The sequence below is a fragment of the Planctomonas deserti genome (genome assembly GCF_003067705.1).
Lineage (GTDB): Bacteria > Actinomycetota > Actinomycetes > Actinomycetales > Microbacteriaceae > Planctomonas > Planctomonas deserti.
This window is the reverse complement of sequence record NZ_QANL01000001.1, coordinates 1,374,903-1,397,600: the sequence shown is the minus strand read 5'-3', so window position 1 is coordinate 1,397,600 and position 22,698 is coordinate 1,374,903. Positions and strand designations below refer to the sequence as shown.

The following is a 22,698-nucleotide window of genomic DNA, read 5'->3' as shown; positions in this document are numbered from 1 at the left end:
GTCAGTCCAGCAGTTCCTCGAGCCGGGCACGGATGACGCCGGCGATGTCGGCGATGGGCAGGGTCGCGTCGATCACCAGGAAGCGCTCCGGCTCCGCCTCGGCCAGCTCCAGGTAGGCGGCGCGCACCCGGGCGTGGAAGTCGCTCTTCTCGGCCTCGAGCCGGTCGTATCGCGTGCGCACGGTGTCGAGCCGATCGCGGGCGGCGCCCTCGTCGAGGTCGAGCAGCACGGTGAGGTCGGGGAGGAGGCCCTCGGCCGCCCAGAGCGAGAGAGAACGGATCTCCCCGGCGTCGAGCACCCGGCCGGCGCCCTGGTAGGCGACGGAGGAGTCGATGTAGCGGTCCTGGATCACCACGTCACCGCGCTCGAGCGCGGGACGCACGCGGGTGGCGATGTGGTGGGCACGGTCAGCCGCGTAGAGCAGCGCCTCCGCGCGCGGGGCGACATGGCCCCGGCTGTGCAGCACGATCTCGCGCACCTCGACTCCGAGGTCGGTGCCTCCCGGCTCGCGCGTGCGAACGACGGTGCGGCCCACCTGGCCGAGCCACTGCTCGAGCAGCTCGGCCTGCGTCGTCTTGCCGGACCCGTCGCCACCCTCGAGGGTCACGAACAGGCCGCGGGATCCCCCGGTCGTCACTTCTTGGCGGCGGGCTTGCGGGCAGGGGCCTTGCGCGCTGCGGCCGCCTTGGGCTTTGCCTTCGGCTTGGCCGGACCCTTGGCCCGCTTGTCGGCGAGCAGTTGCACGGCGCGCTCGAAGTCGACCTCCTCGACGGTCTCCCCACGCGGGATGGTGGCGTTGGTGACGCCGTCCGTCACGTACGGGCCGAAGCGGCCGTCCTTCACCCGGATGGGCTTGCCGCTCTCCGGGTCGGCCTCGAACTCCTTGAGGGCGCTCGACGCCTTGCGCGCCCCGTACTTGGGCTGTGCGAACAGTTCGAGCGCACCGGGCAGGTCGATCTCGAAGATCGCGTCCTCGCTCGGCAGCGACCGGGTGTCGGTGCCCTTCTTCAGGTAGGGACCGTACCGGCCGTTCGCCGCGACGATCGGCTCGTTCGACTCCGGGTCTGCGCCGACGGTGCGCGGAAGGTCGAGCAGCTTGAGGGCCGTGTCGAGGTCGATGGACGCGAGGTCCATGCTCTTGAACAGCGACGCCGTGCGCGGCTTGGCGGCGGCGGCCTTCTTGGCCGGGGCCTTCTTCTTCGGCTTCTTGTCCGTGACCTCGCCTGTGGCGGCGTCGACGGTCGCCTCCGGCTCGGGGGCGGCCTCGGGCTCCGGCTCGGCCTCGGTCACGTACGGACCGTAGCGGCCGTCCTTCGCGAGGATCTCCTTGCCGTTCTCGGGGTTCACACCGACGACGCGGTCCGTGACGACCGGCGCCTCGATCAGCTCGCGGGCCTTCGCCTCGGTCAGCTCGTCCGGCGCGAGGTCCGGCGGGATGTTGACGCGGCGCGGGGTGGCATCCGGTGCGGCGCCCTCCTCAGGGACCTCGAGGTAGGGGCCGTACTTGCCGATGCGCAGCGTGATGTCGTCGGTGATGCGCACCGAGTTGATGCTGCGCGCATCGATCTCACCGAGATTGTCGATGACGCCGCGCAGACCCTGGTGGCTGTCGCTGCCGAAGTAGAAGCCGTTGAGCCAGTCGACCCGGGCGGCGTCACCGTCGGCGATGCGGTCGAGGTCGTCCTCCATCTCGGCGGTGAAGTCGTACTGGACCAGGTCGGTGAAGTACTCCTCGAGCAGGCGCACGACCGAGAACGCGATCCAGTTCGGCACGAGCGCCGTGCCGCGGGGCGTGACGTAGCCGCGGTCGACGATCGTCGAGATGATGGCCGCGTAGGTGGAGGGGCGCCCGATGCCGAGCTCCTCCAGCGTCTTCACGAGGCTCGCCTCGGTGTAGCGCGGGGGCGGGCTGGTCTCGTGCCCCTTGGCGTCGACCTCGGTGAGGGTCAGGGTCTGGCCCTCGGTCAGCGGCGGGAGCTTCGCCTCCTTGGCCTCGGCGGCCTCGGCGTTCGACTGGCGCTCCTCGTCCCGGCCCTCCTCGTATGCGTTGAGGAAGCCGCGGAACGTGATGACCGTTCCGGACGCGGCGAACTCCGCCGTCGCACCGTCGAGGCTCGCGCTCGACGGCTCGCTGCCCGCGGCGATGGGGCCGGCGGCGATGGTGACCGACGCCGTCGATCCCTTGGCGTCCGCCATCTGCGACGCGACTGTGCGCTTCCAGATGAGGTCGTAGAGCTTGAAGTCGTTGCCGCGGAGCGTGGACGACAGCGACGAGGGCGTGCGGAAGGTGTCACCCGACGGGCGGATGGCCTCGTGCGCCTCCTGCGCGTTCTTGTTCTTGCCCGTGTAGACGCGCGGCTTGTCGGGGATCGTCTCCGGCCCGTAGAGCGCGCTCGCCTGAGCCCGGGCCGCGGCGATCGCCTGCTGCGACAGCGCGGGCGAGTCGGTGCGCATGTAGGTGATGTAGCCGTTCTCGTACAGCGACTGCGCGACGCTCATGGTCTGCCGCGCCGAGAAGCGGAGCTTGCGCGCCGCCTCCTGCTGCAGGGTCGACGTCGTGAACGGCGCGGCGGGGCGCCGGGTGTAGGGCTTCGACTCGACCGAGGTCACCCGCACGGGGACGCTCGGGTTGCGCAGGGCGCCGGCCAGGTTCTCGGCCGCGGTCGCGTCGAGCGCCCGGACCTTCGCCTTGAGCACGCCCTTGTCGTCGAAGTCGCGGCCCGTCGCGATGCGCTCGCCGTTCAGCCGGACGAGGCGCGCGGAGAAGGTGTCGGCGTTCTCCTCGTCGGCCGCATCGGCGCCGGGGCGGAGGGCCGCGGTGAGGTCCCAGTAGCCGGCGGCCACGAACGCGAGGCGCTCGCGCTCACGGTCGACCACGAGGCGGGTCGCCGCGGACTGCACGCGGCCGGCGGACAGGCCGGGCCCGACCTTGCGCCAGAGCACCGGGGACACCTCGTAGCCGTAGAGGCGGTCGAGGATGCGGCGGGTCTCCTGGGCGTCGACGAGCGCGGTGTCGATGTCGCGCGTGTTGTCCCTGGCCCGCTCGATGGCCTCCTTGGTGATCTCGTTGAACACCATGCGCTTCACGGGGACCTTGGGCTTCAGCACCTCGAGGAGGTGCCACGCGATGGCCTCGCCTTCGCGGTCGCCATCAGTTGCGAGGTAGAGCTCGTCGGCGTCCTTGAGGGCGCGCTTCAGCTCGGTGACCGTCTTCTTCTTCTGGTCCGATACGACGTAGTAGGGCTCGAAGCCGTTCTCGACGTCGACGGAGAACTTGCCTACGGATCCGCTCTTGAGCTCGGCCGGGAGGTTCTTGGGCTCGATGAGGTCACGGATGTGACCGACCGAGGCCTGGACCTCGTACCCGTCCCCCAGGTACTGGGTGATCGACTTCACCTTCGTAGGCGACTCGACGATCACCAGTTTCTTCTTGCCGGGCACGTGGCTCCTTCTACTCGCTGACAGGCACACCATACACAGTGGTTCCGACGGTGTGCCTCATGGTCCGGACGATACCGGTGGTGGTCTCCGCGTCGCGGAAACCCGGTGCAGACGCCGCGTCGAGCCCCGGATACCGCTCCCCGGGAAAGCCGGGCGGGCCGGCTCGCGCTCGTGCTTCGACCCGTACCCCGAGGACGAACGACTCCGTCGCGACGGTCGCGACCACTCCCGAAAGCCGGCACTCCGACAGCCGAGCGCCGTTCAGCGCGGCGGCGGTGGAGGCGGCATCGCAGGGCACCCCGGGAACGATGCCGGTGGCGACGTCCGCCGCGGCGAGCGCCGCCGCGTCCGCAGCGTTGGCCACGGTTCGCTTCGTCACCGCGCCCCTATATATAGGTATCACCAATAGCGACACCGTCACGCACGACGCCACCACCCCGAGCACGAGAACCGAGCCGGCGCCCCTGTCATCCGTCGCGGCGCGGGCGAGCGCCTGCACGCGATGTTCACCCGCGGTACCCGTGCGGTTTCCCCGCCCCAGCTCGATCACGGCGTGCTCCCGGCCCATGCCGCCTCGCCGCCGAGGGCGCAACTGCTGGCGGTCACCGGTGCGCCGAGGGCGCGGGCGGGAAGGAATGTGGGCACCGACGACAGGTGCACGCAGCGGAAGTCGCCGTCCGTGTCCGCCCGAAAGGACACGGCCCCCACCGCCGCGGCGACGCGATCCCGTGCCGCTCCCGCGGACTCGCCCCGGGCGAGCAGCCGCGCGGCGTCCGCCGCCGCGTCCATCAGCCGCACCTGTTGCCCGACCGTCTGAATGCCACCCAGGCAGAGCGCGAGGACCACGACGGCCGCGGGCAGTGCCGCGGCGAACTCGGCGGTCACGCTCCCGGTCTCGGCGCGCCGCCTCCGGGTTCTCACCCCGAGTAGGTGAGGGCCTGCCGGACGAGATCGGTGAGGATCTGCCTCACCTCGTCGCTCTGCAGGATCGCCACCAGCAGCCCCGCGAAGGCCACGGCCGCCATGGTCGCGATCGCGTACTCCGCCGTCGCCGCACCGCGCTCGCTGTTGGTGGTGCTGCCCGTGGCGGCGGCATCGGCAGCACCCTCGCCATGCCCTTCGCCACGCCGGCCGTCGTGCGCCGCCCGCTTCGACATATAGGTCCGTCGGATCATCCCGTGCTCCTTCCTCTGGCGCGCTGATTGCGCGGCCCGGCACGAGCGGATCCAGTGTGGACCCGGAAGCGTGCCCGGGACCCGCCCTCCGCCGATCGGGCAGAAGGGGTCAGAGGTCGGGGAGTGTGGACGAGATGACGCTCGCGAGCAGCGGCGCGACGCCCACGAGCAGGAATGCGGGCAGCACGCATGCCCCGAGCGGCAGCATGAGGGCAGCCCCCGCCTCCTCTGCCGCACGCCGCCCATCGGCCCTGGCCCGCCTGCGCAGCAGGTCCGCCTCGCTGCGCAGCAGGTCGGCGGCCGGCACCCCGGCTCGACGCGAGAGCGCGAGCACGTCCTCGACGACCGCGTCCTCCTCGCCCGCGTCGATCCCGAGGAGATCGACCGCGCGGTCCACCGCCGCTCGCGCCCGGGCGATCGAGGCGCCGCCGGTCATAGCCACCGCCATCAGCTCCGGCACGAGGCCCGGCGTCCTGCTTCGTGGCTCGGCGCGCCGCAGCAGCCGTCGCATCCACGCCCGGGCGAACGCGGTTAGCAGGGCGCCGGTCACGAGGCAGGAGAGGCCGAACGGGGTGGCGACGAGGATCCGCAGGGTGTCGAAGCCGAGGAGGGCGCCGAGAAGGACGCCCACGGCGGGCAGCGTGAGCACGATGCGCGCGGTCGCCGCCGGACCGGCGAGCGCCACCGCGAGATCCCGCTCCACGTCGGCCAGCGAGCGCAGCGCGTCGGCGAAGGACCGCATGCTTCGTGCGAGCGGGGCGCCCGCCTCGGTGGCGACCGACCAGAGGGCGCCCAGACCCAGCCAGGCGGAGGCGGCGCTCCCGGGCAGTACGCGGGTCGCGTCGCGGAGCGCCTCTCCCCCGGAGTCCCCGGCGGCCACCCGGGACGCCACGAGCGCGATCACGCGGTCCTCGTCGATCCCGTCGCCCTCACCCCGGTCTCCTACCGCGGCGACGTGGCGCCAGGCGGACGCGGGAGAGACGCCGGCCGCGAGCAGCACGGCCAGGCGCTGCGCGACCGCGGCGACGTCGTCCAGGGGCGACTCGGCCTGCCGCCGGCGCCGGCGCCGGCGCGGCCCTGCTCGTGAGGACGGCCGGGGGCGAAGGCGACGGAGTAGTGCGGGGCGCGAGAGGCGGCCGTCGCCACGCCCCGACGCAGATGCACGCCGTCCCACCTCAGGTGCCACGGTCGACCGGGGGATCGAGAGGAGCCATGCCGAGCCTGTCCCTGGCGTCCAGCGTGAACCTGCCGAGGCCGACGACCTGCCGCTCACCCGACCGCCGAGCCAGGTGCACGACGAGGCCGATGGCGCTCACGGCCTGCCGTGCGACCGCCTCCGGCGACAGTCCGCCGAGCGCGCCGAGCGCCTCCATGCGGGCGGGGACGTCGTCGAGGGCGTTGGCGTGCAGCGTGCCCGCTCCCCCGTCGTGCCCCGTGTTCAGGGCCGCGAGCAGCTCGCGCACCTCCGCGCCACGGCACTCGCCGAGCACGAGCCGGTCCGGACGCATCCGGAGGGCCTCGCGCACCAGGTGCTCCAGCCCGATCCCGCCCGCGCCCTCGAGGTTCGACTGCCGGGCCTCCAGGGCGACGAACTGCGGATGAGCGACGCGCAGCTCTGCGACGTCCTCGACCGCCACGATCCGCTCGGCCGGGGCCGCCGACGCGAGGAGCGCCGAGAGGAGCGTGGTCTTCCCGCTCCCGCCCGCGCCGGTCACCAGCAGGTTCACGCGCTCACGCACCGCGGTCGCGAGAACGTCGAGCACGCCGCCGGGGAACATGCCCCGGCGCTCGAGGTCGGACAGGGTGAGGCGCGTCATCGCGGGCAGGCGAATCGACAGCAGGGTGCCGGCTGGGGATATCGGCGGCAGGACCGCGTGCACGCGGATGCCGGGCCCGACCACGACATCGACGCAGGGCGTCGCCTCGTCCACGTGCCGTCCGCCGAGCGACACGAGCCGGGTGGCGAGCTCCCGCAGCGCCTGCTCGTTCCGGATCGCGATCGTCGGATGCGGGACGGCTCCGGCTCCTCGATCCACCCAGGCCGGGCCCGCTCCGTTCAGGAACACGTCCGTCACCTCGGGCAACGCGATGAGCGGGGCCAGCGGACCGCAGGCGTCGAGCAGGTCGGCGGCGAGCGGGCGGCGGGGCAGCGGCGCGGGACGCCCCTCCCGTTCGGCCGGTTCCGGCCGCACCACACCGCCGCCCGGTGCACGGGCGGCGCCGCGATCGATGGCGGGATGGTCTCTCGGGGATTCCTGCGGATGCCGGCGCCGCGCGACGAACGGCGACGGTACGCCCGCGGGGAGAGGAGCGGTCATTCCGGCACCGTAGGACGCCGGTGCGGGCGGCAGACGCGAGCGGCGGATGCCGTGAGAGGCGACCGCGTCCGGCGCGCTGTGAGGCAGGAGTTGAAACGAAAGCAGCGGGTGCGTTAAAAAGAAGGGGCGGCACCCATTGGGGGGAACAGGTGCCGCCAGGCAACGCAGGATTGGGGGGAATCCACACGCGTTGCTGTCGGTCGAACCGACTGTCCGAGTGTAGCGCGCCGGGTGCCCAGGGCCAATACCGGATGCCACTGTCGTGACCCCATTGTCATCCGCGTCTCCGGGGGCCAGAATCCGCCGTTCATCAGGCGCGGTACCCGCCGCGCCCGTCGCGCGCCGACGCAGCGGAGCCGAAGCGATAACGTTGTTCGCGGAGAGGATGACGATGTCCACGAGCACCCCGCAGGATTCCCCGCAGACCGCACACGCGTCGCACAACATCGACACGCTGCAGAAGCGGGGGAAGACGTTCCCGCCGCCCCCCGAGTTCGCGGCGAACGCGATCGCGGACGCCGGTCTCTACGAGAAGGCGCGCGCCGACCGGCTGGGCTTCTGGGCGGAGCAGGCCCGCGAGATCCTCGACTGGCAGAAGCCGTTCGAGAGCGTCCTCGACTGGTCGAACCCGCCCTTCGCCCGCTGGTTCGCCGACGGCGAGCTCAACGTCGCCTACAACTGCCTCGACCGTCACGTGCTGGCCGGCAACGGCGACCGCGTCGCCATCCACTGGGAGGGCGAGCCCGGGGACTCCCGCACCTTCACCTACGCCGAGCTCACCGAGAAGGTGAAGCGCGCCGCGAACGTGCTCGAGGGCCTCGGGATCGGCGCGGGCGACCGGGTCGCCATCTACCTGCCGATGATCCCGGAGGCGGTCATCTCGATGCTCGCCGTCGCGCGCATCGGCGCCGTGCACTCCGTGGTGTTCGGCGGCTTCAGCGCCGAGAGCCTGCGCACCCGCATCGACGACGCCGAGGCGAAGCTCGTGATCACGGCGGACGGCGGCTGGCGCAAGGGCAAGGTCTTCCCGCTCAAGCCGACCGTCGACACCGCGCTCGGGGGCGAGCCGAGCTCCGTCGAGCACGTGCTCGTGGTGCGCCGCGGCGAGAATGAGATCGAGTGGACGGACGAGCGCGACGTCTGGTGGCACGACGCCATGGACGGCGCGGACGAGGAGCACGAGGCGCGCGGCTTCGAGGCGGAGCAGCCCCTCTACATCCTCTACACGAGCGGCACGACCGGGAAGCCCAAGGGCATCCTGCACACCTCCGGCGGCTACCTCACGCAGGTGGCCTTCACCCACCGCACCGTGTTCGACCTGCACCCCGAGACCGACGTCTACTGGTGCACCGCCGACGTGGGCTGGGTCACCGGGCACAGCTACGTGGTCTACGGGCCCCTCGCCAACGGCGCGACCCAGGTCATGTACGAGGGCACGCCCGACACCCCGCACCCCGGCCGCTGGTGGGAGATCATCCAGAAGTACGGCGTCACGATCTTCTACGCGGCGCCCACCGCGATCCGCTCGTTCATGAAGCTGGGCCGCGAGATCCCGGACGCGTTCGACCTGTCGTCGCTGCGGGTGCTCGGCTCGGTGGGCGAGCCCATCAACCCCGAGGCGTGGAACTGGTACCGCAACGTCATCGGCGGCGGGCGGACCCCCATCGTCGACACGTGGTGGCAGACCGAGACCGGCGCCATGATGATCTCGCCGCTGCCCGGCGTGACGGCGACCAAGCCCGGCTCCGCCCAGGTGCCGCTGCCCGGCATCTCGGTGGACGTGCGCGACGACGACGGCAACCCCGTGCCGTTCGGTGGCGGCGGGCTGCTCGTGGTGACCGAGCCGTGGCCCTCCATGCTGCGCGGCATCTGGGGCGACCCGGACCGTTTCGTCGAGACCTACTGGGAGAAGTTCGCGAACGTGCCGGGTGGTCCGCTCTACTTCGCGGGCGACGGCGCCCGTCGCGACGAGGACGGCGACATCTGGCTGCTCGGGCGGGTCGACGACGTGATGAACGTGTCGGGCCACCGCCTCTCGACCGCGGAGATCGAGTCATCGCTCGTGTCGCACCCGTTCGTCGCCGAGGCGGCCGTGGTCGGCGCGAGCGACGAGACCACGGGCCAGGCGGTCGTCGCGTTCGTGATCCTGCGGGCCGACCAGGCGGAGGCCGTGAGCGCCGAGGACGCGAGCGCGATCCTGCGCCACCACGTCGGCCAGCAGATCGGCGCCATCGCCCGCCCGCGGACCATCTTCGTGGTCACGGAGCTGCCGAAGACCCGGTCGGGCAAGATCATGCGCCGGCTGCTGCGGGACGTGGCGGAGGGGCGCGAGATCGGTGACACCACCACGCTCGCGGACACCCAGGTGATGCAGATCATCAGCGAGCGGCTCGCGCAGAAGTAGTGCCGCGGGCCGCTCCTGCCGTGGTGGGGGTCGGTAGGGTGCCGCGGCCCCTGCTCCTGCAGGAGTCAGGTACTACGTGAGTGCGCCGTCCCTGCCCAGGCAGGGGACGCATCCGTTCTCGGCACGATGCTCCTGCCCAGGCAGAAGGATCGTGCCCAGCTTCAAGCTGGGCAGGATCCTCGTGCCTGGGCAGGGGCGCGGGTGGATCCGAGAGCTTGCGTCCCTTCGACAGGCTTAGGGACCGTGGAAGGCCCGGAACCGAGGGCGCCAGGAGCGCAACTCAGCAGATCTCGCTCGACACGCCGTACTCAAGAGCCGACACGCCGAGTACCTGCCGAGGTCTGCTGAATTGCGTTCTGCGTCGGTCGGCATTTGCTGAGTTGCGTCGCAGCGGCGCCGGGATCTGCTGAATTGCGTTCTGCGCCCGTCGGGATCTGCTAAGTCGCGTCCCTGCCGGTCACGAACTGCTGAGTTGCGATCCCCGCCGGTCGGGATTTGCGCAGTTGCGTCCCCCGCAGGCCCGGATCTGCTGAGTTGCGTTGCCCCGCTCCCGCTCCCGCTCCCCCGCTCCGGACTCGCGCAGGACCGGAAGGGGTCTCGAGGGTCAGTCGATCGCGAAGACGACCTCGACCTCGACCGGCGAGTCCAGCGGGAGCACCGCGACGCCGACCGCGCTGCGGGCGTGACGGCCTGCCTCCCCGAAGATCTCGCCGAGCGTCTCCGACGCACCGTTGATGACGCCGGGCTGACCGGTGAAGGACGGGTCGGACGCGACGAAGCCGGTGACCTTCACGACCCGGGTCACCCGGTCGAGGTCGCCGTCCAGCACGCTCGCGGCGGCTGCGATGGCGTTGAGCGCGCACTGGCGGGCGTAACCCTTGGCGCTCTCCGCGCCGACGAGGCCGCTCCCCTCGCCGACCTTGCCCGTCTCGGGCAGCGCGCCCGAGACGAAGGGCAGCTGACCAGAGGTGTAGACGAGTCCGGCGTTCAGAACGGCGGGGACGTAGGCGGCGACAGGTGCCGCCACCTCGGGCAGCTCGATGCCGAGCTCGGCGAGGCGTTCCGCGATGGCGCCCATCAGGCCCGGCCCTCCGTCGCGACGGGACGCTTCAGGTAGGCGACGAGGCCGCCCTCGGGACCCTGCACGACCTGCACGAGCTCCCACCCCTCGGAGCCCCAGTTGTTCAGGATCGCGGCGGTGTTGTGGATCATGAGCGGAGTCGTCAGGTACTCCCAGGTGATACGTTCGGTGGGCACGGCGGCTCCTTCGGTGAGGCGAGCTTTCAGGTGGGCGTACGGACGATCCCGTACTCTTGATCATATGTCTGCCCAAAATAAGGCGCCCGGGGGCGCGCTCGCTGCCGGGCTCGGCCTGCTCGGCATGAGCGCCCTCGCCGGTGTCCTCGTCACCGCCATGGTTACTCCCGCGATCGCCGTCACCGGCATGGCCGCGACCAACACCATCGGCGTGTTCGAGAACCTCCCCGACTACCTCGAGATCGAGAACCTCGCCGAGAAGACGGAGCTGTACGCGAACGAGGGCGGCAACCCGGTGAAGTTCGCCGAGTTCTTCGACCAGAACCGCGAAGAGGTGCCTTGGGATGCGGTGTCGCAGTTCGCGAAGGACGCGGCCATCGCCACGGAGGACCCGCGCTTCTACGAGCACGGCGGAGTCGACGTGCTCTCCGCGGCGCGCGCTGTCGTGCAGAACGCGACGAGCGGGGTCACCGCGAGCGGCGCGTCCACCATCACGATGCAGTACGTCAAGAACGTGCTCGTGCAGCAGGCGGAGAAGCTGCGGGTCACCGACCCCGAGGCCGGCGAGAAGGCCTACAAGGAGGCCACCGACACCAACATGAGCCGCAAGCTCAAAGAGATGCGCATGGCCATCGGTGTCGAGAAGAAGTACGACAAGGACACCATCCTTCTCGGTTACCTCAACATCGCGGGCTTCGGCGGCACCGTCTACGGCATCGAGTCGGCCTCCCGCTACTACTACAGCGTCTCGGCGAAGGACCTCTCCCTCGCGCAGGCGGCGAGCCTCATCGCGACGGTGAACAACCCGAACAACCTCCGCATCGACATCCCCGAGAACATCCCGGCCAACCAGGAACGCCGCGACCTCCTCCTGCGCAACATGCTGGAGGAGGACAAGATCTCCCAGCAGCAGCTGGACGAGGCCCTCGCCACCCCGGTCACGCCCGCGATCACGCCGGTGCAGAGCGGCTGCCTGAACTCGGCCGCCCCGTACTACTGCGACTTCGTGAAGTTCACCATCCTCAATGACCCGGCCTTCGGACCGGACGCGGCCACCCGCGCGAACCTGCTGACCCGGGGCGGGCTGCAGGTGTACACGACGCTGAACCTCGACCTCCAGCGCGTCGCCGCGAAGAGCATGTCCGACGCCGTGCCCGCGAGCGTCGCCTGGGGCAACATCGGCGGCGCGGCCGTCTCCGTCGAGTCCGGCACCGGCCGCGTCATCGCGATGGCCCAGAACACGGCTTACGGCAACGCGGCGGACGTCCCCGGCACGACGAGCATCAACTTCAACACCGATAAGCCGTACGGCGGTTCATCCGGCTTCCAGGTCGGCTCGACCTACAAGTCGTTCACGCTGCTGCAGTGGCTGAAGGCGGGACACTCGATCAACGAGGTCGTGCAGGCGTCGAAGGCCAACTGGAGCGCGCGCGACTTCACCAACTCGTGCGGCGGCACCGTGACCGGCCCGTACAAGGTGACCAACGACACCGGCGGCACCGGCGGCAACATCAGCGCCCTCGAGGCCACCCGCCGCTCCGTCAACACGGGCTTCATCGCCATGGCGTCCGAGCTCGACATGTGCGACATCCGTCAGACCGCGATCGACATGGGCATTCACCAGGCCGACCCCGAGCGCGAGCTCGGCATGGTGGTCAGCGACATCCTCGGCTCCGGTGGCAACAACGTCGCGCCGCTGAGCATGGCGAGCGCGTTCGCCGGCATCGCGAGCGGCGGCAACGTCTGCACGCCGATCGCGATCGACCGCGTCGTGCTGCCGGACGGCACCGAGATGGCGCCGCCGAAGAGCACCTGCAAGCAGAGCATCGACCCCGCCGTCGCCGCCACGGCCACCTATGCGCTGCAGCAGGTTGTGGTGAACGGAACCGGCACCGCGTCCAACCCGCGCGACGGCATCGACATCATGGGCAAGACGGGCACCACCGACCGCGCGAAGGACACCTGGTTCGTGGGGTCGACCACCAAGGTCGCCACCGCGGTCTGGGTCGGCAACGTGAAGGGCGACGTGAGCCTGCGGCGCTACCGCTTCCCGTCCGGGACCGCGGCGGATGCCCGCCACCGCATCTTCAAGCCGCTCATGAGCGCCGTGAACGACGTGTACGGCGGCGACAAGTTCCCCGGCCCGAGCCGCAGCCTCACCCGCTCCACCCGCATCGACGTGCCGAACCTCGTCGGCCGTACGACCGAGCAGGCGCAGGACCTCCTCGAGGGCGTCGGTCTGAAGTACGCGGAGGGCGGAACGCGGGAGTCCGACATTGACGAGGGCCTGATCGCCGCCAGCAACCCCGGCAACGGCGCGGCCGTCGCGAAGGGGTCCACGGTGACGGTCTACACGAGCAGCGGGCGTACGCCCGAGGTCGCCGACGTCACGGGTCAGGACACCGGCAGCGCCGAGGAGGAGCTCGAGGAGCAGGGCTACGAGGTGAACGTGGTCGAGGAGACCACGGAGAACCCGGAGCTGGTCGACAGGGCCATCCGCACGGATCCCGCCGCGGGCACGTCGCGCGACCCGTCCGACGGGCCGGTCACGCTGTACGTCGGCTCGACCGAATAGTGGGCCTGTCGCACGCGCTCACGAGAACCGCCGTGGCGCTCGGTGCCTTCCTGGGCACCGGCGCCGCGGCGTTCGCGTACGGATCGCTGATCGAGCGCAACCGATTCACCCTCCGCAGGGTCTCGGCTCCCGTGCTGCCGGAGGGGGCGCGGCCGATCACCGTGCTGCACCTCTCCGACCTGCACATGGCGCCGTGGCAGAGGCGCAAGCAGGACTGGATCCGCTCGCTCGCCGCGCTGAAGCCCGACCTCGTCGTAAACACCGGTGACAACACCGGGCACCAGCGGGGCGTCGAGGGCGTCGAGCGGGCGCTCGACGCGTTCAACGGCGTTCCCGGGGTCTTCGTGCACGGCTCGAACGACTACTTCGGCCCGATTCCGAAGAACCCGTTCACCTACTTCACGGGACCGTCCGGCAAGCCCAAGCGCTCGCCCGACCTCGACGTCTCCCGCCTCGAAGCGCTGTACGACCGCCTCGGCTGGCTGAACCTGAACAACGCCGTCGGCGCGCTCGAGATCAACGGGACGCACCTCGAGTTCCTCGGGGTCGACGACCCGCATCGCGACCTCGACCGGCTGTCCCTCCTCCCCGGCGCGCTCGACGAGCTGCGCGAGAACGACGACCTCTACGACCTGATCCCCGAGGGCGACGACGGCCGCAGCGTCGTGACGGTCGGCGTCGCGCACGCCCCCTACCGCCGCGTGCTGAACTCCTTCGTGACCCAGGGCGCGACGATGATCTTCGCGGGGCACACGCACGGCGGCCAGGTCTGCGTGCCCGGCTACGGCGCCCTGGTGACCAACTGCGACATCCCCCGCCGTCAGGTGAAGGGGCTGAGCATCTGGACGCACGCCCTCAAGGCGGCCTACCTCAACGTCTCGGCGGGGCTCGGCACCTCCATCTATGCACCGGTGCGCTTCGCGTGCCCTCCGGAGGCGACGCTGCTCACCCTGACGCCGCTGCGGTAGGGCGCGTACCGAGAAGGCTCCCGGATCGGGTATCCTTATCTAGGCTCGTTACGAGTCGACCGGGGTGTGGCGCAGTTTGGTAGCGCGCTTCGTTCGGGACGAAGAGGTCGTGGGTTCAAATCCCGCTACCCCGACACGGTCATGTCGAAGGACATCGAGAACGGCCCGGATCCAGTTGCTGGATCCGGGCCGTTTCCCGTTTCCCCTCCGGCGCACGCGCCGCCGCCTTCTCCCCCACTCATGGATCTCCCCAATATCGCCCAGGGTTTCCTCGCTACTGTGATCCGATGCACAGGGATCCGGCGGTTCGGCGAGCGAGCGTCCTCGCCGGCGTCGTGTTCGCCGCCCTGCTCGCCCTGATCGTGCTCGTGCCCGCCTCGTCGGAGCTCAGCTCGCACCCCATGGTCTTCCGCGCGCTCGGCGTGCTGCACCGGCTCGGGGCGCCCGACTGGGTGTCCTTCAACTTCATCGAGTTCGGCGCGAACATCGCGCTGTTCGTGCCGGTCGGGGCGATCGTGGTGCTGCTCGCCGGAGCGCGGCGCTGGTGGCTCGGCGTGCTCGTCGGCGGATGCGCATCCGTTGCCATCGAGACCGCGCAGCTGATCTTCGTCACCAGCCGGGTGGCCAGCCTCCGCGACGTCGTGGCGAACACCGCGGGCTCGATGATCGGTGCCGTGCTCGCGGCCGTGATCCTGGCCGTCCTCGGCGCGCGCCGGGCGAGGGCGGCCCGCCGCCGGGTCACCCGCTCCTGACGACGCGAGCGCCGGCGGGCGCCACAGCGGCTACTGCAGGGCCTGGGCGCCGGCGTCGTATCCGCCGAGCGTGTCGGTGCGGAAGGCCTCCTGCAGCAGGGGCATCCGCGACCAGTCGAGGTTGACGATCGACTGCCCGCCCGCGGTCCCGGTTCCCGCCGTCGGCGCGGTGAAGAACGTGATGTCCTCCGAGCGGATGGACCGGAGCTCGAGGCCCAGCTGCCCCACGTAGGAGGAGTTCAGGCCCTCGTCGACCTTGAGGTACGGGGCGATGGCGCCGACGGTCGCGCTCAGGCGACCGGGGTCGGTGAGCGTGTTCGCGCTCAGGACCTTCTTCATCACGGCCTTGATGTAGATCTGCTGGTTCCGCGCGCGCTGGAAGTCGCCGTCGGCGAAGGCGTACCGCTCGCGGACGAAGGCGAGGGCCTCCTCCCCGTTCAGTGTCTGCGGCCCCTGCGGGAAGTACGCGCCCTTCAGGTGCGTGGGGCTGAACGGGATCGGGTTCTCGATCTCCACGCCGCCGAGCGCATCCGTCACGCCCTTGAACCCCTCGAAGTCGATGATGGCCACGTGGTCGATGCGCGCCGAGATGAGGGACTCCACGGTCTGCACGACGAGCGGGACGCCGCCGTACGCGAGGGCGGCGTTGACCTTCGCCTTGCCGCGGCCGGGGATGTCGACCCAGCTGTCGCGCATGATCGACATCACGTACGCGTGGCTCCGGTCGGCCGGGATGTGCAGCACCATCACCGTGTCCGAGCGCTGGCCGCGCAGGGCGTCCAGGTCCTCGGTCAGCTCCCCGCGGGTGTCCGAACCGAGCAGCAGGATGTTCTGCGCGGACGCCGCGGGCCCCTCGGGGGCGGCGGGCCGGGTGGCCTCCTCGGGGAAGACCTCCTCGATCTTCTCGGTCCCCTCGTCGAACGACCGGGAGAGGGTCAGCACGTACGCTCCCGCGATGCCGCCGACGACGAGGACGAGCACAGCGAGCACGATCACGGTGTTGCGGATCCAGTGTCGCTTGCGAACCGGTTCAGTCGTCGTCATGCGCTCATTCAACCAAACCCTGCCTGGGCAGCCCGCCACGCCGGGCGGCGAGCGGGCTTCACGCCCGGTGGATCGGCCCGGCTCAGGCGGCCGCGCGGTGCCCGTGCGTTCCTTGTCATCCCTATGCCCGTCGCGTAGGGTCAAAGGTCGAGAGGAAGACGGAACGAACCGTCGGCTGGGCTGACGATTCGGGCTACGCGCCCTCAACGCATCCGAGGCTCTCGTGGACGAGTGCAGGAGACGGATTGCGGGTACGGACGAAGCTAGGGGTGGTGGCCGCCGCCGTTGCCGCCGTCGGACTTCTGGGAAGCCTGACGGTGCCGAGCGACGCGTCCGCCGACTCCGGCGTGAAGTCCGGGCGGTACGACAACACGTCCTCCGCCATCTCGTACAGCGGCACCTGGGAGACGCTCGAGTCCGACCAGGACCTGGGTGAGGACATCTCGGTCGGCAAGGAGGACGGATCGGCCGCGGAGCTCGTCTTCGTCGGCACCGGCGTCAGGTGGTTGGCCCGCACGGGGCCGTTCTGGGGCAAGGCGGACGTCTTCCTCGACGGCGAGCGGGTGGCGGACGTCGACCTCTACCGAGACGAGTCCCGCTACGCCCAGGCCGTCTTCACGAGAACCGGCCTCGAGGCCGGAACGCACACGCTCCGCATCGAGCGAGCGGGCACGAAGAATGCGGACTCCCCCACAAGCAACGTGCAGATCGACGCCATCGACGTCCTGGATGATACGGCGCCCCGCAAGCTCACGGAGGTCGACGCCCAGCCCGGCCGGCTCGGCACCGAGGTGACCTGGCTGCCGTCGCGCAGCAAGGACGTCGCCTCGTACCGGGTGTACCGCACCGGCGACGGCAGGACCGGGCAGCTCATCACGCCCGCCGGCTTCTCGAACTCGACCTTCCTCGACATCACGGCCCGGCCCGGGGCCACCTACCGCTACTCCGTGACCGCCGTCGACTATGGCGGCAACGCCTCGCGCGCCGCCTCGACGGCGAAGGTCGAGGCCCTCAAGAGCTCCACGCCCTCCCGGCGGTACGACGACTGCCCGAAGGCCACCACGACGGTGTCGACCATGAAGGGCCTGCAGCAGGCGGTGAAGAAGGCCGGCCCCGGCAGCGTCATCCGGCTGGAGCCCGGCACGTACTCCGGTTACCTCGAGATCTCGAAGTCCGGCTCGTCGGAGCGGCCCCTCTGGGTCTGCGGGCCCCGGGACGCCGTGCTCACCCGCTCGGACCCCTCCGCCGGCTTCGCCGTGCACATCGAGGGCGCCAAGCACGTCGTGCTCTCCGGCATGACGATCACCGAGGCCACCCAGGCGGTGACCATCAGCTCGAGCTCGAACATCACGGTGTCCGACCTCATGATCACGAAGACGGGCCAGGAGGCCATCAAGCTCCGGTACGACACGACGGACAGCTACGTGATCGGCAACGTCGTGCGCGACACCGGCCTCGTGAAGCCGGAGTACGGCGAGGGCATCTACGTCGGCACCTCCCCCGCCCGCTGGTGCGAGTACACCGACTGCGAGCCCGACCGCAGTGACCGCAACGCGATCCTCGACAACAGCGTCGCCCGCACCACGGCGGACCCCATCGAGGCCAAGCAGGGCACGGCCAACGGACGCATCGAGAACAACGAGATCGACGGGTCGTCGCTCACCGAGGTGACGTCGCTCATCTACGTCAAGGGCAACAACTGGCTCGTGCGCGGCAACACGGGCTGGAACTCCCCCGGCGACGCGTTCATCGGCAACTTCGACTATGACCCGAACCCGGGCTGGGGCAAGAACAACGTGTTCGTGGCGAACACCGCGGACGTGCCGCCCGACGAGTACGGCGTCGCCGTGCGCGAGGGCTACGGCAACCTCGTCGCCTGCAGCAACGAGGTCACGAACGACGACGCAATCGCCACGAACACCGAGTGCCGCAGGTGATCCTGCCCCTCGCGGGCTAACGCGGAAACGAGAAAGGAGGCTGTGCCGGGCACGACCGGCACAGCCTCCTTCGTCGTTCGCGCGCCCCCGCTCCGCGTGGCCGCTAGCGCCCGGCCTTCTCCCCGGCCTGCCGCAGGCGGGTGATGTTCTCGAGGATCCGGTCGACGGAGCGGTCGATGGTGAGCGACTGCGCGTTCGCGTTGACGTGGTCCGACGCGGCGCTGCGAAGACCGCGGTCCTCCGCGAGGCTGGTGAGCGCGGTCCGCCAGGCGGTCCGGTCGCCCCGGGGCAGCACGAACCGGCGCGCGAGGTCGGCGTCCCTGTAGAGCAGCGGCGCGCAGCCGTAGTCCTCGGTGATCACCACGGGGAGCCCGCAGAACGCGGCCTCGACGGCGCTTCTGCCGAACGCCTCCCGCCGCGACGTGCCGGCGAACACGGTGCCGCTGCGCCAGATCGACGCGGAGTCGCTCCAGCCGGCGAGCTCGACGTTGTCCGGCGCCGCGTCCCGCAACGACTGCTCGAGCGGACCGCGGCCGTAGACCCTCGCCCGCCCGGGCACGTCGCGCATCACGTCGAGGAACAGGCCCGGGTCCTTGTCGACGTCGAGCCGTCCCGCCCAGACCACGTCGAGGCCCTCCTCGGTTCCGTAGACCCGGCGCTCGAGCGGTGACACCCCTGCCGGCACCAGGACGGCCTTCCGTGCGCTCCGGATCTGCCGGGCGAGCACCGGGGTCGTCGCCCACACCTCGCCCGCACGACGGAGGGCGTACCGCTCCGCAGCCCACTTGACGGCGCGCGTGTGCGGCTTCGCCTCGCCTCGGTCCGGCCAGGGCAGCCCGCGGACGAACGGGACCCAGAGCACGCCCGGGCGCCGCGTCCTGCTCATCGCGATGTCGCTCTGGGCGATCATCGTGATCACGACGTCCGCGTCGGCGACCTGCGGCATCGACAGCACGTCACGCTGCACCTGCGCGATGCACTCCGCGCCGTGCCGGTCGATCAGGACGTGGCTCACGTCGGCGTCGGGGGACGCGTCGTGGATGGCGGGCCGCAGGCCGAGCACGGCGCTCCAGTCCAACCCACGGGCGCGGGCGGCCGCGACCAGTTCCCGTGCCGACATGAACACGCCGCTCCGTGCGGTCAGCGGCGCTGCGACGATGCACACTCTCATGCTCGTGCCCTCCTCGTGGTGGACCCGGACCCCGGGTCGGTCAAGCGGGTCACCGCGCGTCGCGGGTGACCGTCGAAAGTCGTAGGGAGAGGGAGACGAACTTGGCGAGGTAGACGACGCCGAGCGCGATCGCCGCCCCCGTCGCCTGCCCGGCCAGCGCGCCGATGAAGAGCCCGATCACGGTGAGGACGCCGAAGACGACACCGTTCGCGGCGACGAATTGCTCGTGGTGCTGCGACTGCAGGAGGCTCCCGAGCGGGGAGCACAGCGCGATGAACCCCATCGAAACCAGAAGGACCTGGGCGGGAAGCGTGGCGTCGGCGTAGGCGTCGCCCGCGGTCAGGGTCACGAGCCACGGCATCAGCGGCCACAGGATGCCGCCCAGCACGGCGGAACCGAGCGCGAGCCACACGATGGTCCTGCCGTTGCGGCGGGCGACGGCGGCGCCGCCCCGGGCCGCGCTGGGCAGGATGACCGAGGCGAGCGAGGACGCGAAGAGGGTCGCCGGCTTGGAGAGCCGCATGGCGACCGAGTAGAGACCGCCGGACGTGCCCGAGGCGGCGACGGAGATGATCGCGACGTCGAGCTCGCGGACCTGGGCGGAGAGCACGGCCACCCAGAAGTGGCGGGAGTCGCGGATGACGCCGGCGTAGTCGAAGCGGTCCGCTCGGGTCAGGCCGGCCCGGGTGGTCAGCTTGCCGTGGACGACCCCGTAGACGGCGCCGACGGTCTGCCCGAGGGCGAACGCGAGCACGGGCTCCATTCCCGCCACCAGCAGCGCGACGAAGGCCACGATGCCGAGCACGCGGCGCCCGAGCACGATGGCGGTCACCGGACCCATCCGGCCGTCCGCCGTGGCGATGGAAACCTGGGTGTCCGTGTTCTTGTCGAGCAGGATCCACACGGCGAGGAGCACGGCGGGGACGGGATCGATGCCGAAGAGCAGGGCGAGCGCGGTGACGACCACGCCGAGCACGACGCTCGTGAGGTCGTTCAGCCGGAGCGCCGCGTGGATGCGCGGGTCGGCCGGCGTGAGGGCGCGCAGCTTGAGCAGGAAGGTGCCGACCCCGAAGTCGAGGAGGGCGGAGAGGAACGCGCCGATGCCCACGACGGCGCTGACCGCGCCGAGCGCGGCGGGTTCCACCACGCGCGCGAGCACGAGCAGCGCGACGACCTGGATGATGCTCGCCATGCTGCGGGCGACGAGCATGAGGGCGAACTGCTTACGCATCCGTTCCCCGGGCCTCGCGCTGGTCCCCGTCGCACCGCGACGGGCGCGGCGACGCCGGCCTCACGATGCGGGGCACCGGGTCGTCGGTGGTCCCGCCGTCACCGCTGGCGCACCTGCTGCGCCGACGTCTCGATCTCCGCGTCGACCACGGAGTTCACCCGCAGCCCGTACAGCTCCGGCGAGAACAGGTCGTGGACGCGGCGCGCCCCGGCCTCCGCGAGGTCCGCGGCCAGCTCCTCGTCCCCGAGGATGCGCTCGAGGGCGTGGGCGAGCGCCGGGGCGTCCTCGCTCGGCACGACGAGGCCGGAGACCTCGTCCTCGACGATCTCGATGAGGCCCTGGGTGCGGGCGACGATGGTCGGCTTGCCCGCCGCCATCGCCTCCGCCGCGACCGTGCCGAACGGCTCGGCGCGGGACGGGACGACGGCGACCTTCGACCGGGCCAGGTAGGTCTCGGGGTCGGACACGAACCCGACGAAGCGGCAGTACGCGCTGACCCCGAGGCGCTCGGCCTGCTCGAGGAGGTCGTCGCGGTACCACTCGTAGCCGGGATACACGTCGCCGACGATGGCGAGGGTCGCCTTCCGGCCGCGCTGGTGCAGCAGGGCCAGCGCGTCGATGACGACGTCCTGACCCTTCCGCGGGCTCAGGCGCCCGACCACGATGATGTCGAGCGGCTCGGCAGACGCCTCGTCCGCCGAGTGAGCGTAGGGGTCCCAGGACTTGCCGTTGTAGATGACCTCGCGGTTCGGCAAAGGGAAGAAGCTCGAGCGCTCGACGAACTCGTCCGTCGACTTGCTGTTGCTGACGACGACGGTGGCGAACTTCAGCGGAGCGACGAGCACGCCGCGCAGCAGGCGCCCGAGGTCGTCCTCCGCCTCGCGCACGTGCACGATGACGCGCTTGCGGGACAGCCAGCCGGCGATGATCCAGACCGGCTGAGTGATGGTGTTCACGTAGACGACGTCGGGGGCGAAGTCCGCGATCTCACGCCGGGCCTGGCCGATGGCGCGCAGGGACTCGGTGACGAGGGAGAGCAGGCGCCGCGGCTGCAGGTACTCCTTGCGCAGCACGGGCACGTCGACCTCGCGGGCGCTGATGCCGGACGCCTCCATGTGGCTCCACAGGGGTCCCGCAACGGGGAGCACGACCTCGACCACCTTCCCTGTCCTGGTCAGAGCCTTGACGGTCTCGAGCGCCATCCGGTCGCTGCCGTAGAGCTCGGCTCCGGGGTGGCAGTAGAGCACACGCTCGTTCATCGCCTCACTCCTCTCGACCGTGCCGCCGCGTCGTCGAGCTCGCGGGCGTAGGAGCTGCACACGAGCTCCCAGCTGTACTGCTCGCGCGCACGCTCGACGGCGCCCGCGCTGAGGCGTTCCTGGAGGTCGCGGTCGGACAGCAGGGTCTCGATCTTCTCCGCGATGTCCGTGCCGTCGGGCTGCACGAACAGCGCGTTCTCGCCGAGGACCTCCCGCGTGTACGCCGTGTCGCGGGCGACGATGGGGGCGCCGCAGGCCATCGCCTGCACGAGCGCCGGGTTGGTGCCGCCCACGCTGTGGCCGTGGAAGTATGCGCCGGCGTGCTGCCAGAGGGACATCAGCTTCCTGTCGTCACGCACGTGGCCCAGCCAGGTGACCCGGGGAGCCCGCTCGGCAAGCTTCCCGACCCGCTCGTCGAGCTCGCCGCCGTAGCCGGAGGAGCCGACGATCACGACGTCCCTCGTCCGGCTCAGCGCCTCGGCCGCCTCGATGAACTCCACGATGGTGTTCTCGGGCACGAAGCGCGCGACGACCAGGACGTAGCCGCGGTCCTCGAGCCCGGGCTCGACGGGGAGCGGTTCGGGGATGTCGCCGCCGTAGGGGATGAACGCGCCGTCGAGCTTGAACTCCTGCTTCCAGCGGCGTCCGATCTCGTGGGCGTCGTAGATCATGCGGGTGCCGAACTTGGCCGTCCACTTCGCGCTGGTGTGAAAGACCCACTTGGCGAGGGTGCTCCACTTCGCGCGCTCCCACTCGATGCCGTCGACGTTGACGAGCACGGGGATGCGGCGGGCGCGGAGGATGGGGAGCCAGAAGCCGTTGGCGACGTTCATCACGAGCGCGACGTCGGGCTTGCGGAGCGCGGCGTCGATGCAGGCGCTGAGGCCGTAGGACAGCGTGCTGAGCGACTGGGTCTCGAGTCCGGCCGTGACCTTGCGCGTGATGCGGGGGTCGAGGTCGGGGTCGTTGTCCGTCGTGGCGCCGGCCCGGCCGTAGACCGTGACGTCCCAGCCCTGGTCGGCGAGGTACGGGGCGAGACGCCGCACCGCGGTCTCGAAACCTCCGTAGTAGCTGGGGTAGCCCCGCGTACCGATGACCGCGACCGACTTGGAACTCGCCACTAACAACCCCCTGGGAAGGAGTCCGCGAACTGGCGCACGGACCCG

At 70.9% G+C, this 22,698-nt stretch carries 19 protein-coding genes and 1 tRNA gene; 6 read left to right on the top strand and 14 right to left on the bottom strand.

What is annotated here, in order from left to right; translation table 11 throughout:
* Position 1: 1 nt before the first annotated feature.
* From tmk to DAI20_RS06325, 7 genes are all read right to left on the bottom strand, one after another.
* Positions 2-637 (bottom strand): dTMP kinase, encoded by a 636-nt coding sequence (gene tmk, locus DAI20_RS06355; protein WP_108249630.1) that lies wholly within the window; start codon positions 635-637, stop codon positions 2-4.
* Positions 634-3,441 carry a type I DNA topoisomerase gene (gene topA / locus DAI20_RS06350; protein ID WP_108249629.1) on the bottom strand — a complete coding sequence of 936 codons (2,808 nt, stop codon included), beginning with the start codon at positions 3,439-3,441 and terminating at the stop codon, positions 634-636. Before topA ends, tmk begins: the two co-directional genes overlap by 4 nt.
* Before the next feature lie 10 nt (positions 3,442-3,451).
* On the bottom strand, positions 3,452-3,991 hold the full coding sequence (locus DAI20_RS06345) for an Rv3654c family TadE-like protein (protein WP_159084946.1): 540 nt from the start codon (positions 3,989-3,991) through the stop codon (positions 3,452-3,454).
* Positions 3,988-4,326, bottom strand: coding sequence for a TadE family type IV pilus minor pilin (locus DAI20_RS06340; RefSeq protein WP_240605940.1), 339 nt, complete (start codon positions 4,324-4,326; stop codon positions 3,988-3,990). The genes DAI20_RS06345 and DAI20_RS06340 overlap by 4 nt, the downstream gene beginning before the upstream one ends.
* A gap of 32 nt (positions 4,327-4,358) precedes the next feature.
* Positions 4,359-4,616, bottom strand: coding sequence for a DUF4244 domain-containing protein (locus tag DAI20_RS06335; RefSeq protein ID WP_240605906.1), 258 nt, complete (start codon positions 4,614-4,616; stop codon positions 4,359-4,361).
* Positions 4,617-4,725: 109 nt separating this feature from the next.
* Positions 4,726-5,616, bottom strand: coding sequence for a type II secretion system F family protein (locus tag DAI20_RS06330; protein ID WP_240605905.1), 891 nt, complete (start codon positions 5,614-5,616; stop codon positions 4,726-4,728).
* A 175-nt stretch (positions 5,617-5,791) separates the two neighbouring features.
* Entirely contained in the window at positions 5,792-6,934 is a 1,143-nt protein-coding gene (locus DAI20_RS06325; RefSeq protein ID WP_108249626.1) for a TadA family conjugal transfer-associated ATPase, read from the bottom strand.
* Between the two features lie 385 nt (positions 6,935-7,319).
* On the opposite strand from DAI20_RS06325, the gene acs reads away from it, so the two are divergent.
* Positions 7,320-9,338 carry an acetate--CoA ligase gene (acs, locus tag DAI20_RS06320; RefSeq protein WP_108249625.1) on the top strand — a complete coding sequence of 673 codons (2,019 nt, stop codon included), beginning with the start codon at positions 7,320-7,322 and terminating at the stop codon, positions 9,336-9,338.
* A gap of 604 nt (positions 9,339-9,942) precedes the next feature.
* Here the strand turns inward: acs and DAI20_RS06315 are convergent.
* Entirely contained in the window at positions 9,943-10,416 is a 474-nt protein-coding gene (locus DAI20_RS06315) for a RidA family protein (protein WP_108249624.1), read from the bottom strand.
* Positions 10,416-10,550, bottom strand: a complete 135-nt coding sequence (locus DAI20_RS06310) for a DUF4177 domain-containing protein (protein WP_240605938.1) — start codon at positions 10,548-10,550, stop codon at positions 10,416-10,418. Before DAI20_RS06310 ends, DAI20_RS06315 begins: the two co-directional genes overlap by 1 nt.
* 109 nt (positions 10,551-10,659) lie before the next feature.
* Between DAI20_RS06310 and DAI20_RS06305 the strand changes: the two genes are divergently transcribed.
* From DAI20_RS06305 to DAI20_RS06290, 4 genes are all read left to right on the top strand, one after another.
* A complete protein-coding gene (locus DAI20_RS06305) occupies positions 10,660-13,170 on the top strand; it encodes a transglycosylase domain-containing protein (protein ID WP_108249622.1) in 2,511 nt (836 codons plus the stop codon).
* Positions 13,171-13,175: 5 nt separating this feature from the next.
* Complete coding sequence (locus DAI20_RS06300) at positions 13,176-14,138, top strand: metallophosphoesterase (RefSeq protein WP_108249786.1); 963 nt, start codon at positions 13,176-13,178, stop codon at positions 14,136-14,138.
* A 60-nt stretch (positions 14,139-14,198) separates the two neighbouring features.
* Positions 14,199-14,272 (top strand) — tRNA-Pro (locus DAI20_RS06295).
* A gap of 153 nt (positions 14,273-14,425) precedes the next feature.
* Positions 14,426-14,890, top strand: coding sequence for a VanZ family protein (locus DAI20_RS06290; RefSeq protein ID WP_108249621.1), 465 nt, complete (start codon positions 14,426-14,428; stop codon positions 14,888-14,890).
* 30 nt (positions 14,891-14,920) lie between these two features.
* On the opposite strand, the gene DAI20_RS06285 is transcribed toward DAI20_RS06290, so the two are convergent.
* Positions 14,921-15,934, bottom strand: coding sequence for an LCP family protein (locus DAI20_RS06285; protein WP_108249620.1), 1,014 nt, complete (start codon positions 15,932-15,934; stop codon positions 14,921-14,923).
* Positions 15,935-16,206: 272 nt separating this feature from the next.
* Between DAI20_RS06285 and DAI20_RS06280 the strand changes: the two genes are divergently transcribed.
* Positions 16,207-17,871 carry a right-handed parallel beta-helix repeat-containing protein gene (locus DAI20_RS06280; protein WP_159084945.1) on the top strand — a complete coding sequence of 555 codons (1,665 nt, stop codon included), beginning with the start codon at positions 16,207-16,209 and terminating at the stop codon, positions 17,869-17,871.
* 103 nt (positions 17,872-17,974) lie between these two features.
* Here the strand turns inward: DAI20_RS06280 and DAI20_RS06275 are convergent, their stop codons facing one another.
* The 4 genes from DAI20_RS06275 to DAI20_RS06260 form a co-directional block, all read right to left on the bottom strand.
* A complete protein-coding gene (locus tag DAI20_RS06275) occupies positions 17,975-19,042 on the bottom strand; it encodes a glycosyltransferase (protein WP_159084944.1) in 1,068 nt (355 codons plus the stop codon).
* A 49-nt stretch (positions 19,043-19,091) separates the two neighbouring features.
* Complete coding sequence (locus DAI20_RS06270) at positions 19,092-20,273, bottom strand: lipopolysaccharide biosynthesis protein (RefSeq protein WP_108249617.1); 1,182 nt, start codon at positions 20,271-20,273, stop codon at positions 19,092-19,094.
* A 98-nt stretch (positions 20,274-20,371) separates the two neighbouring features.
* Positions 20,372-21,532, bottom strand: a complete 1,161-nt coding sequence (locus DAI20_RS06265) for a glycosyltransferase family 4 protein (protein WP_108249616.1) — start codon at positions 21,530-21,532, stop codon at positions 20,372-20,374.
* Positions 21,529-22,653, bottom strand: a complete 1,125-nt coding sequence (locus DAI20_RS06260; RefSeq protein WP_240605903.1) for a glycosyltransferase — start codon at positions 22,651-22,653, stop codon at positions 21,529-21,531. Before DAI20_RS06260 ends, DAI20_RS06265 begins: the two co-directional genes overlap by 4 nt.
* Positions 22,654-22,698: the final 45 nt, after the last annotated feature.

Coding starts and splice junctions, on each gene's coding strand:
- acs (WP_108249625.1), top strand. CDS start 7,320: ATGACGATGTCCACGAGCACCCCGCAGGATTCCCCGCAGACCGCACAC.
- DAI20_RS06270 (WP_108249617.1), bottom strand. CDS start 20,273: ATGCGTAAGCAGTTCGCCCTCATGCTCGTCGCCCGCAGCATGGCGAGC.
- DAI20_RS06265 (WP_108249616.1), bottom strand. CDS start 21,532: ATGAACGAGCGTGTGCTCTACTGCCACCCCGGAGCCGAGCTCTACGGC.
- DAI20_RS06335 (WP_240605906.1), bottom strand. CDS start 4,616: ATGATCCGACGGACCTATATGTCGAAGCGGGCGGCGCACGACGGCCGG.
- DAI20_RS06310 (WP_240605938.1), bottom strand. CDS start 10,550: ATGATCCACAACACCGCCGCGATCCTGAACAACTGGGGCTCCGAGGGG.
- DAI20_RS06325 (WP_108249626.1), bottom strand. CDS start 6,934: ATGACCGCTCCTCTCCCCGCGGGCGTACCGTCGCCGTTCGTCGCGCGG.
- DAI20_RS06290 (WP_108249621.1), top strand. CDS start 14,426: ATGCACAGGGATCCGGCGGTTCGGCGAGCGAGCGTCCTCGCCGGCGTC.
- DAI20_RS06305 (WP_108249622.1), top strand. CDS start 10,660: ATGTCTGCCCAAAATAAGGCGCCCGGGGGCGCGCTCGCTGCCGGGCTC.
- DAI20_RS06275 (WP_159084944.1), bottom strand. CDS start 19,042: ATGAGAGTGTGCATCGTCGCAGCGCCGCTGACCGCACGGAGCGGCGTG.
- DAI20_RS06285 (WP_108249620.1), bottom strand. CDS start 15,934: ATGACGACGACTGAACCGGTTCGCAAGCGACACTGGATCCGCAACACC.
- DAI20_RS06315 (WP_108249624.1), bottom strand. CDS start 10,416: ATGGGCGCCATCGCGGAACGCCTCGCCGAGCTCGGCATCGAGCTGCCC.